Here is a 2,500-nt window from a genome sequence, read left to right on the forward strand (position 1 = left end):
GATTTGGTTGCGGGGGCAGGATTTGAACCTGCGGCCTTCAGGTTATGAGCCTGACGAGCTACCGGGCTGCTCCACCCCGCGTTACCAGGTTTTTGCCGAAAGGCAAAATACCGTCCAGGTAAACCGCGCCGCGGTTTATCCTGACATCGACGAACCGCTTTGCGGTTTGTCGTACTGCCGGGGCAACAGCGAAGCTGTTGCTCCCGTACGACGTTTCCGTCGTCTTGCCGGAGCAACTCCGAAGGAGTTGTCTCCTGTAATGGACGCACCATTATAGATCTGATGCACCGATTTTTCAGTCTGATATAGGGCTTCAAACCAAAAAGGCCGCTTTGCGAGCGGCCCTTTGATCGGCTTTGGGCCGTAGAATGCGATGAGAAGATTAGTTGCGTTTTGCAGACCTGGCAGCGACCGACTCTCCCGCGTCTTAAGACGAAGTACCATAGGCGCTGGGGCGTTTCACGGCCGTGTTCGGAATGGGAACGGGTGCAGCCACCCCGCCATGACCACCAGGTCAGCGAAGCGCAACTTTGAGAAGCTGGTTCACGAGCGACTAGTGACTAGTCGTTAGTGATTAGTTTTTGAACACGTCGTGACATCATTCAGTCGTTTCGACTGTAATGAGCACAAGCAATGAGAACGATCAAGCCAATCGAGCTATTAGTACCGGTAAGCTTCATGCGTTGCCGCACTTCCACACCCGGCCTATCAACGTGGTCGTCTTCCACGGCTCTGATAGGGAATACTCGTTTTCAGGTGGGTTTCCCGCTTAGATGCCTTCAGCGGTTATCCCGTCCATATGTAGCTACCCTGCTATGCCGTTGGCACGACAACAGGTCCACCAGAGATATGTCCATCCCGGTCCTCTCGTACTAGGGACAGATCCTGTCAATATTCCTACACCCACGGCAGATAGGGACCGAACTGTCTCACGACGTTCTGAACCCAGCTCACGTACCGCTTTAATTGGCGAACAGCCAAACCCTTGGGACCTGCTCCAGCCCCAGGATGCGATGAGCCGACATCGAGGTGCCAAACAACCCCGTCGATATGGACTCTTGGGGGTCATCAGCCTGTTATCCCCGGCGTACCTTTTATCCGTTGAGCGATGGCCCTTCCACGCGGGACCACCGGATCACTATGACCGACTTTCGTCTCTGCTCGACTTGTCAGTCTCGCAGTCAGGCGGGCTTATGCCATTGCACTCGACGACCGATTTCCGACCGGTCTGAGCCCACCATCGCGCGCCTCCGTTACTCTTTCGGAGGCGACCGCCCCAGTCAAACTACCCACCATACACTGTCCCGGATCCGGATAACGGACCGCGGTTAGACATCCATGACGATAAGGGTGGTATTTCAAGGATGGCTCCACAGAAACTGGCGTCCCTGCTTCAAAGCCTACCACCTATCCTACACATGCCGACACGAATGCCAGTGTAAAGCTATAGTAAAGGTGCACGGGGTCTTTCCGTCTGACCGCAGGAACCCCGCATCTTCACGGGGAATTCAATTTCACTGAGTCTATGTTGGAGACAGCGGGGAAGTCGTTACGCCATTCGTGCAGGTCGGAACTTACCCGACAAGGAATTTCGCTACCTTAGGACCGTTATAGTTACGGCCGCCGTTTACTGGGGCTTCGATTCAAAGCTTGCACCTCTCCTCTTAACCTTCCAGCACCGGGCAGGCGTCAGACCCTATACGTCGTCTTGCGACTTCGCAGAGCCCTGTGTTTTTGATAAACAGTCGCTACCCCCTGGTCTGTGCCACCCCATCTCACTTGCGTAAAATGGGGTCACGCTTCTTCCGAAGTTACGCGTGCAATTTGCCGAGTTCCTTCAACATAGTTCTCTCAAGCGCCTTGGTATACTCTACCTGACCACCTGTGTCGGTTTCGGGTACGGTCTATACGGTGGAGCTATTTCCTGGAACCGCGTCCCTGCAAGATCAATCCAATAAGACCTTACAAGTTGAGCAATCCGTCACTACCACCAGGCCCACGAATATTAACGTGGTTCCCATCGACTACGCGTGTCCGCCTCGTCTTAGGGGCCGGCTAACCCTGCTCAGATTAACTTTAAGCAGGAACCCTTGGTCTTTCGGCGAGGGAGTCTCTCACTCCCTTTATCGTTACTCATGTCAACATTCGCACTTCCGATATCTCCAGGGCCCCTCACAGGTACCCCTTCACAGACTTACGGAACGCTCCGCTACCACGTGCATTGCTGCACATCCTCAGCTTCGGTGCATGGCTTCAGCCCCGTTACATTTTCGGCGCAAAGACCCTTATTTAGACCAGTGAGCTGTTACGCTTTCTTTAAATGATGGCTGCTTCTAAGCCAACATCCTGGTTGTTTTGGGATCCTCACATCCTTTCCCACTTAGCCATGACTTGGGGACCTTAGCTGGAGGTTAGGGTTGTTGCCCTTTTCACGACGGACGTTAGCACCCGCCGTGTGTCTGCCGAGTAGTACTCCCGGGTATTCGGAGTTTGGTTAGGA

The 2,500-nt window shown here is 54.0% G+C and carries 1 tRNA gene and 2 rRNA genes (1 of these 3 cut by a window edge); all 3 read right to left on the reverse strand.

From position 1 onward, the window contains the following. Positions 1 to 4 precede the first annotated feature (4 nt). Positions 5 to 81: transfer RNA gene (locus tag AC1DNK_RS29845), tRNA-Met, on the reverse strand. Positions 82 to 399: 318 nt separating this feature from the next. Beyond that, positions 400 to 514: ribosomal RNA gene (gene rrf / locus AC1DNK_RS29850) — 5S ribosomal RNA — on the reverse strand. 125 nt (positions 515 to 639) lie between these two features. Beyond that, positions 640 to 2,500 (reverse strand): 23S ribosomal RNA (locus AC1DNK_RS29855); it runs 940 nt beyond the window's last position.

The organism is Rhizobium sp. 01N424 (genome assembly GCF_056399485.1).